A 7,798-nucleotide genomic window follows, 5' to 3' on the forward strand; every position below is an offset into this window, starting at 1 on the left:
AGCAGATAAATAATGGCTATTTTGCACTGAAATCACCTTAACCAAGCGCAAATGGCGGCTAATACATTGAGTAGAAACAGGATAAAGGCTTTTATTCAGAGGTTCCCTAGACATGCAACGTGTGGCGGACGATACCCAGGCGCAGTTGTTCATTTCCCGTATGAAATACTGGGAAGTGGTACGCAGCTGCAAGGGCACCAGCGTCCAGATCGGTAGTCCCCAGAGTAAGGTCCTGGTGCGCATTTACGACAAAGCTGCCGAGCGCGGGTATGAAGATGGCCGTCATTGGGTGCGCGTGGAGCTGCAACTCAGGGATGGCCGGGCGGAAGAGTTCAGCCGGATCCCCATGGACATCGGGGAAGCCTTTGCCGGTGTGCTGCTCAATTATCTTCGCTTTGTGGAGCCGGATGAGACCGACACCAACAAGAGCCGCTGGCAGACAGCGGACTATTGGTATGCTCTGATCGGTGATGTGAGCCGCATCAAGATCTTCACCGTGCCCGGCGGGGCCTACAATCTGGAGAAGTGCCGCCACTATGTCTTTGACATGGCCGGAAACGCTGTTGACGCCATGCTTCAGTGTTACACCGTTGAGGACTTCCTGGACCTGGTCCGCATGCGCAACTGTAAGCCCAATCCAAAGTATGAGCTGATCGTAAAGGAGCATCAGGCCCGGAAGGAGGCCTTTGCCGAAAAGGTGCAGGCGTTCTTTACCGTGGAGGATGATCCTGAATTTTGATATAAATTTGCTGGTTTAAGTCACATAAAAAAGCCACAAAGGTATGTCTGGGCGTTAAACGTCGCCCTATTAAATAGTCATCCGCATGTAGACAACTGATGATACAAAAGGCTTTCCAGCATTGATAGCGCGGGATGGTGCAGCGGTAGCATACCGGTCTCGTTATCCGGAGCCGTAGGTTCGAATCCTGCTCCCGCACCCAGGCGCAAGCCATTCCAACCACTTTAACTTAAAAAGGAGGTATTGTAACGGAGCCTGCGACCACTGGTTTTGAAGCTGTGATGGGCAGCATGGACACCCTGGTTGAGCTGGTCAGCCAGGTCTGGACCCTGATGACCAGCAACGCATTGCTGACGCTGTTTCTGGCCGTAAGTCTGATCTCGGTCGGCGTTTCTGTCTTCCGTATGATTAAAAACGCCGCCAAGCGTTGAGCTGGGCCGGGGGGCGCGGTCTGTGTCGCGCCCCTCCTGCTTTGTAACACAAACAAACATGGCAGCGCGCCGGATCCGCGCCCGGCTGCCCGGCGTGCTGTGTGACAGGAGTATGGATATGACATGGTATCAAATCGCGGACGCTTCCCTGGTGTCCTGGCTGGCGGATGTGACAGGCCTGTTCAGCGGCGTGTTGTCCGCTGCCTTCTCTGTTCCAGTCCTGGCCCTGTTCGCCACGGTCCTGCTTCTGCTGGTGGTGCTGGGCCTGCTGGCTGCCCTGATCCGGCAGCGGGGTCTTGGCCGCTGATCTAATGGGCGGGATTTGTATGATCACAAAGGCAAGCAAACAAAAAGAACGGCACCCGCTGGAACGGGTACCGCTCTTCTCTCAATTACCGGGACAGCTTCCCGGCGATAATGCCTAGTACGATAGGCACGATCAACCAGCGCACGCTGGGATCGGTCAGGACTTTGATGAGTTCCGTCAAAAATTCCATCAAAGTCTGAATGGTCTTCATGTCTATCCCCCCTTTCTTCACAGGGGGGATGAAGACAAATAAACTGTATTCTTTTTTGGTCATGTCTTCCCCTTGGATTTTTTGTAGTTTGGTCTCCTCTGGGGAGTAATGGGCATATAGCCCCGATCATGACCGTATTGGGCCGGTCGAGTCTATGCAGCGACTCCGGCCTCGCCTCCTTTAACGCTTGTCTTTGTGATCATACAAGTCCCGTTTTTGGGGATGACTTTACATTTTTCCTGTTTTCAGCCATTTCTCATGGGGTGACATTTTTTTCTTTCTGAAGAACAGGAATTTCAAAGTTGCTAATATCCCGATAAATGCGAAAACAAGTAAAGCAAATACGATAATATGGGCTAGTAGTCCCATCCAGGTATTATCATAGAATAGTCCAATTACTCCGTCATAAGTCATCCGTTCTAGGTAGTTCCAGATGTCTTCTCCTCCGATGATTAGTTTCATCGTTGTTCCTCCTCTTTATCTTTACCGGATATTCTCCAGCTCTTTGATAAATTTTTGGGATGCAATTTTGATTTTTTTCAGCTGTTTCTCTTCGTCACGGCTGATTTTTCCATCATCTTTGGTTGCTGCGCTTTGGCAGGATTGTTCAAAAACTCGTATCATGGCAATCATATTGAGAATTTGAGAATCTATGTAGCTATTCATAGTTCACCTCCTGGGGGTGTTGATATGTCCGTTTTCAAGAAAATTATACCATTTTTATGTGTTTTTGCAATCCTGTTTTTGTCGGTTTCTCCAGCCCAAGCAAGTGGATCTTATACTGGCAGCACGTCTTATTGGGACCAGCTTCTATTGGGTATGGTCCATGGAACATCTTCTATCCCTGTGCTGGGTGATGCCGTGCAGGGGATCGCTGGTGGATTGGCCGGTGGTGTTTGTTCCAGCAGCTTGGACGGTTTGCACCACACAAGTGCTATCTCTGATGATAAAGTGTATGAGGATTCGACCGGCTATTTTTCGTTTGGTACCTGCACTTATTGTGGGGACCGTTTCAAGGTTTATGGTGGGGATCTCGAATCCGCCTATGAAACCCAGGTGGCGGAGCTGCCGGCTACCGGTGTGACTGCGTCTGGTAACCTACTATATAACCCTTTTGATTATCCAGATTTGACAAAAGTGAGGCCATATCAAAGTCATGATTTTATCCAGTTATCTTCTTTTCCTTTTACTTCTGGATATTATACTTACTCATTAGTTTCTGGATCATATTCTTATATTGATCTTATTTTTACTCCTCCATCTAAAGATGACTGTTATAATCGACTATCTGTATCGTCTGTTGCACCTGTATCAGGTATTTACATTGTTTTTTCGAAACCTCATGTGATTTGGTCCTCAGTTAATGACAATGGTACTGAACTTAGTGGTTCGATGGAATTTTCTGTTGATTCTGGTTCATTTTATTCTGGTGAAGATTTACCAGGTTTTTCTTTGTGTGCATACAATTCTTCTGCTCAATCACATATAAATAAGCCTATCTATGCACATGTAACTTATTATCCTGTTATTTATGAAATAAGACCTTTTGATTCCTCTGTAGTAATAAATAACTACACCATCAACTCTCGCCCCACCTCCATCACCGGCGACTATGGCATCATTGGAGACAACGGCCAGATCACGAAGGTGGACACCACCACCATTGTCAACGAGACCAACAACACCTATACAAACCCCAGCACCGGCACCACCTCTACCATCACCGATTGGACTTATGACTACTCGGACCGCAGCTATGAACTCACCCTGGAGGGCGGAGACACCGTCACCGTGACCTACGGAGACGAGAACGTCACCATCCAGGAGGGCGACACGGTCTATAATGTCTACTACATCGTGGAGAGCACCGGTGAAGATCCGGGCGTGCAGCCCACCCCCACGCCCGGACCTGAAACCTGTCAGCATAAGTACACCTCCACCGTGGACCGGGAGGCCACCTGCACTGTCCCCGGCCAGACCACCTATACCTGTTCCCTCTGCGGTCACACCTATACCGAGGCTATCCCGGCCAAGGGCCACACCTGGACCGTGTTCCAGACCGTGCCCACGGAATACGACCAGGAGGGCAACCTCCTACAGCAGGGCTACACCATCTATCAGTGTGATGTCTGTAAAGAGCAGTACAAAGATATGGAGGGTACAGGACCGCCTGGTGGCGGTGAAGATGGTGAAACCATCTGGGACAAGCTGGGGGATCTCCTTGGCACTGTTTTCGGTGGGATCTTAGGGCTTTTCGAGGCGGTGATCGGTGCTGTTCTGGACGCTCTCACCTCTCTGGCCACTATGATTTCTGAGAAGTTGACTGCTGTCGTGGGATTGGTGCTCAGCATGTTTGCAGAGATCCCCGCCTTGTTCACCGGCTTCCTCGGTTTCCTGACTGCTGTTTTTGTCTATATCCCGGAGGACATTATGCTGCTGCTCACCTTTGGTATCGCGGTGGTGGTCTTCATCGGGATCATCAAGGCATTGAGGCGGTGAGAACATGTCAGATATAGCCGCGCTGTTTTCCGTCGTGCTCCGACTATTTCAGATCGAGTTTACCCTCTATGGGCATACCTTTTCGCTTTGGCAAGTCTTTATTTTCTCTGTGGTGGCAAGTCTGATTTGCCGCCTGTTGTGGGAGGTGTTTTTCGGTGATTGAAGACGGAATGGAGCTGCTGGTCTCCGAAGTTGTCGAGTCCGGCCCTACGGAGATCGTCGGTATGGATCAGGTGCTGGAGTATCTGGCCGGCATCGAGTCTGCCGTGGTACATCCCGCCCTGGAGACGCCCTTTGAGGAGTACACCGTCACCGAGGGGCTGCTGCTCCTGCTGCTGGTGCTGGTGATCGTGTCCTGGTGTGTGAAGATGATCAAAGGAGGGTTCTCATGGCTGCTTTGGTAGCGGAGTTTTTTGGTATCATCGGGGTGGACATGGTCCCGCCCTCCAATTTGGCCGAGCTGATCCCCTACCTGCTCACCGTCGTGGTGGGGGTGGCCCTGGTGTCCGGCGTCTTCGGCGTCATCGGCAAACTGGCCGAGGTGCTGCTCAACTTCCGCCGCTGGTAAGGAGGGCATATGATCATCGTTCTTCTGGCGGTATTCGCCTTCGTCCTGATTCTCTGTCCCACCATTCGCTGCGCTGTGTTCCATCCTGTGCTGCTGGTGGTCAACGGCAGCCGGGATCTCTACTACTACATCCGGCGTAAGGAGTACAACCACTATGGTACCGGCGAGCTGGTGGCCTATACCGGCCTGTTCGGCAAGGGAAAGACCCTCTCCGTAGTCCACCGTGTGGTGTCCGCCTATCATGGCTACAACGGGAAGCCGGTCTGGTGTCCCCGGCGGAAGAGGATCGTCACCCAGCGGGTGAAGGTGATCTCCAATGTCTCCCTCTCCATCCCCTACGAGGACTTCGTCAGCCTGGAACAGGTGGTCCTTGCTGCCGAGCACAACCAGGACTATGACGATGAGCATGACACCCTTACCGTTACTCTCGTGCTTGGGGACGAGTTCAGCGTCCAGATGAATTCCCGGAATTTCAAGACCAACATTGATCCGCTGTTCCTCAATACCATCCTCACCTGTCGCCATTACTACATATCCCTCTACTACACTGCCCAGCGCTTCGGCCATGTGGACGCCCTGCTGCGGCAGGTGACCAGCCATGTGGTGGAGTGTGATAAGCTTTGGCGCTTCCAGCGGCTCAAGGTATTCGACGCCTGGGAGCTGGAGAACGCCACCAACACGCAGCTGCTCCGCCCCATTGCCCGGGGCTGCTGGTTTGTCCGCAACCAGGACTACGAGGCATATAACACCCTGGCCTGCGTGGGCAATCTGAAGAAGTCCATGAAGGCGGGGGACATGATGAGTGAGGAGGAGATCCTTAAATTGCAGCAGAACACCCAGCAGGCCAACATGGACGGTGTGGCCAAACCGTCCCGGCGCTGGTTGAGATCTCGCAAACAGAAGAAGTAAGCAGGGGGCCCCGCCGCCGAGGCTTCAGCCGCGGCGGGGCCCCTGTCACACAATTTCGCTCCCTGGTCGCTGGCAGCTGAAGATGAATTGTGTTACGCCGTCCATTCCTCCGGGGTCTTCCAATCCAATATCTTTCGCGGATAACCGTTCATCCAGTCCTGAAGCTCGGTGATCCGCTTTTTTGTTACCTTGTCGAAGTCTGTTCCTTTGGGGAAAAACCGCCGGATCATGCGGTTGTGGTTCTCGTTGCTGCCCTTCTCCCAGGCCGCGTAGGAGTGGCAGTAGTAGAGATCAAAGCGGACCCCACCATAGATGGACCGGCGCAGCTTCTCATATTCCAGAAATTCAGATCCATTGTCCGTGGTGATGCTGAGGAAGGTTTTCCGGAATTTGTTCTTACCCAGTTTGTGCTCCAGGCCGTCGAAGATTTTGCGTACTGTAGCCGCTTGGCGGTTGGGCAGCTTGAAGATCAGCTCCCGGCGGCTTTGGCGCTCGGTCAGGGTCAGCAGCACCGCCCGGCTCCCGGAGCGGCCCACCACCAGATCCATCTCCCAGTGTCCCGCCTCCAGGCGCTGGCTGATCTCTTTGGGACGGTCCTCAATGTTGGGCAGCCTGGGATGGGCGATCCTGCGCACCGGCTCATAGTCTCGCTTTTTCTTCCTTCCCTTCTCCCAGAGGTGCTGGTTGGTCAAATGAAGAAAGACGCCCTTGTCTATGTAGCTATACAGGGTCGATACACAGACCCTGGTCCGGTGCCCTTCCGCTCTGGCCGCTGCCAGAGCCGCCGCCGGGGAAAAACGGTTCTTTACGATCTTGTCCTCCAGGAAATCGGCATAGGCTCGGTCCGTCCCGATCTTCAGGGGACGGCCTTTCCCGGTTTGCATGTAGTCGTGGATCTGCTGGGCCTTGTCGGCGGAGTATCGGATCTCGGTGTAATGATAACAGTCATGCTCATAAGCGCCCCGCTTCATCTCGTTGTAGATGGTTTGCCGGGCAAAGCCCAGCTCCCGGGCGATCCAGGCCACCGGCTTTTTGCACCGGAGCCATGCTTCCAGCTTGTCCCGCTCCGATCTGGTCATATAGTGCTGTTTTTTCGTCATAGCCCCGCACCCTTTCCGCGCGTAAAGTTCTGACCTGAAACAAGTCCGCCCATGGCCGGAGAGATAGGCCATGGGCGGTATGTGTCACACATCCGGTGACGTCGGCGCGGCATCCTGGATGTGATATTGTGTTACAGTTTCTCTAATTGTCGGATGGTCTCCCCGGCGGAGTACAGGCATTGATTGAGCGCCCGATCCAGCCCGGACATAGCGCGCTGGAGGTCTGTCCGCTTCTGCTCCAGTTCCCGGAGCCGCCGCCGCTCTTGTTGGATCTGCTTTTGGATCTCCTCCAGCTCGGCCTCTTTCCGGGGCAGTTCCCAGACGCAGCGGGTGACCAGGTTCTCAAATTTCTCGGTGAAGGTCTTGCCCACCTGCCGGTCGATCAGCTCCGCCAGCTCGTCCGAAAAGCGGATGCTGCGGATGTTGTTTTTGGCTGCCATGCTCCTCACGCTCCTCATAGTATTGACAGGGATAGACAACACCGGTGTTGTAGCCGGGGCACTCCGGCCCCTCCACACAGTGCTGGCAGCGCTGTTCCACACTGCTCTTTGCCTTCTTCTCGGCCTCTCTGACCTTTTCATGAGCCAGTCCTTATAGGCCTCCATGCCTTTTTGCTCCTGCTTCCATTGGACCCGCATCAGGGCAAAGCAGATCCAGAGCGTGGCCATGGACGCCAGCAGGGCCAGGACCGTGAACCGTTCCAGCATGGCTATCCCTCCTTCCACCATGTGCACTCCTCGCATGGGTCCTCTCCGGCCTCCAGAGCTTCTTCATAGGTTGGATCATCACAGGGACAATAGTCGTTGCTCGGTTCGCTCCACTCCGGTCTGGTACAACTGTACGGCATTGCTCGCACCTCCAAAATTAAAAATCAGCGGCAGCGCTTGGCCTCGCCGAGCGTGTGTCACCACCGGCCCATGGAATTCTAAGGAACCTCTGAATAAAAGCCTTTATCCTGTTTCTACTCAATGTATTAGCCGCCATTTGCGCTTGGTTAAGGTGATTTCAGTGCAAAATAGCCATTATTTATCTGC

12 protein-coding genes, 1 tRNA gene and 1 pseudogene are annotated in these 7,798 nt (G+C 53.2%); 9 read left to right on the forward strand and 5 right to left on the reverse strand.

Annotated elements, in window-relative coordinates; translation table 11 throughout:
• Positions 1 to 106: 106 nt before the first annotated feature.
• The 4 genes and pseudogenes from ACTNBK_RS16125 to ACTNBK_RS16140 form a co-directional block, all read left to right on the forward strand.
• Positions 107 to 739, forward strand: a pseudogene (locus tag ACTNBK_RS16125) (replication initiation factor domain-containing protein); the annotation flags it as partial.
• 128 nt (positions 740 to 867) lie between these two features.
• A tRNA-Thr gene (locus tag ACTNBK_RS16130) sits at positions 868 to 941 on the forward strand.
• An 88-nt stretch (positions 942 to 1,029) separates the two neighbouring features.
• Positions 1,030 to 1,170 carry a hypothetical protein gene (locus ACTNBK_RS16135; RefSeq protein ID WP_441147633.1) on the forward strand — a complete coding sequence of 47 codons (141 nt, stop codon included), beginning with the start codon at positions 1,030 to 1,032 and terminating at the stop codon, positions 1,168 to 1,170.
• A 118-nt stretch (positions 1,171 to 1,288) separates the two neighbouring features.
• On the forward strand, positions 1,289 to 1,477 hold the full coding sequence (locus tag ACTNBK_RS16140; protein ID WP_441147635.1) for a hypothetical protein: 189 nt from the start codon (positions 1,289 to 1,291) through the stop codon (positions 1,475 to 1,477).
• Positions 1,478 to 1,562: 85 nt separating this feature from the next.
• On the opposite strand, the gene ACTNBK_RS16145 is transcribed toward ACTNBK_RS16140, so the two are convergent.
• The 3 genes from ACTNBK_RS16145 to ACTNBK_RS16155 all read right to left on the reverse strand — a co-directional run bounded on the left by ACTNBK_RS16145 (position 1,563) and on the right by ACTNBK_RS16155 (position 2,354).
• A complete protein-coding gene (locus ACTNBK_RS16145) occupies positions 1,563 to 1,688 on the reverse strand; it encodes a hypothetical protein (protein ID WP_441147637.1) in 126 nt (41 codons plus the stop codon).
• Positions 1,689 to 1,916: 228 nt separating this feature from the next.
• Complete coding sequence (locus ACTNBK_RS16150; RefSeq protein WP_441147639.1) at positions 1,917 to 2,150, reverse strand: hypothetical protein; 234 nt, start codon at positions 2,148 to 2,150, stop codon at positions 1,917 to 1,919.
• A 21-nt stretch (positions 2,151 to 2,171) separates the two neighbouring features.
• Positions 2,172 to 2,354: a hypothetical protein gene (locus ACTNBK_RS16155; RefSeq protein ID WP_441147641.1), complete on the reverse strand. Its 183-nt coding sequence runs from the start codon at positions 2,352 to 2,354 to the stop codon at positions 2,172 to 2,174.
• A 786-nt stretch (positions 2,355 to 3,140) separates the two neighbouring features.
• Between ACTNBK_RS16155 and ACTNBK_RS16160 the strand changes: the two genes are divergently transcribed.
• The 5 genes from ACTNBK_RS16160 to ACTNBK_RS16180 are packed head-to-tail and all read left to right on the forward strand — an operon-like array spanning position 3,141 to position 5,664.
• Positions 3,141 to 4,187, forward strand: a complete 1,047-nt coding sequence (locus ACTNBK_RS16160; RefSeq protein ID WP_441147643.1) for a hypothetical protein — start codon at positions 3,141 to 3,143, stop codon at positions 4,185 to 4,187.
• Between the two features lie 4 nt (positions 4,188 to 4,191).
• A complete protein-coding gene (locus ACTNBK_RS16165; protein WP_441147644.1) occupies positions 4,192 to 4,350 on the forward strand; it encodes a hypothetical protein in 159 nt (52 codons plus the stop codon).
• Positions 4,343 to 4,591 (forward strand): hypothetical protein, encoded by a 249-nt coding sequence (locus ACTNBK_RS16170; protein ID WP_441147646.1) that lies wholly within the window; start codon positions 4,343 to 4,345, stop codon positions 4,589 to 4,591. The genes ACTNBK_RS16165 and ACTNBK_RS16170 overlap by 8 nt, the downstream gene beginning before the upstream one ends.
• Positions 4,576 to 4,755 carry a hypothetical protein gene (locus ACTNBK_RS16175; protein ID WP_441147648.1) on the forward strand — a complete coding sequence of 60 codons (180 nt, stop codon included), beginning with the start codon at positions 4,576 to 4,578 and terminating at the stop codon, positions 4,753 to 4,755. Before ACTNBK_RS16170 ends, ACTNBK_RS16175 begins: the two co-directional genes overlap by 16 nt.
• 9 nt (positions 4,756 to 4,764) lie before the next feature.
• Positions 4,765 to 5,664, forward strand: a complete 900-nt coding sequence (locus tag ACTNBK_RS16180) for a hypothetical protein (protein ID WP_441147649.1) — start codon at positions 4,765 to 4,767, stop codon at positions 5,662 to 5,664.
• Between the two features lie 92 nt (positions 5,665 to 5,756).
• Here ACTNBK_RS16180 and ACTNBK_RS16185 read toward each other — a convergent pair whose 3' ends face one another.
• Positions 5,757 to 6,764, reverse strand: coding sequence for an IS30 family transposase (locus tag ACTNBK_RS16185; RefSeq protein WP_441147651.1), 1,008 nt, complete (start codon positions 6,762 to 6,764; stop codon positions 5,757 to 5,759).
• A 131-nt stretch (positions 6,765 to 6,895) separates the two neighbouring features.
• On the reverse strand, positions 6,896 to 7,204 hold the full coding sequence (locus ACTNBK_RS16190; RefSeq protein WP_441147653.1) for a hypothetical protein: 309 nt from the start codon (positions 7,202 to 7,204) through the stop codon (positions 6,896 to 6,898).
• Positions 7,205 to 7,798: the final 594 nt, after the last annotated feature.

It is taken from the genome of Intestinimonas sp. HCP28S3_D6, from assembly GCF_052065695.1.
In the GTDB taxonomy this organism is placed as follows: domain Bacteria; phylum Bacillota; class Clostridia; order Oscillospirales; family Oscillospiraceae; genus Intestinimonas.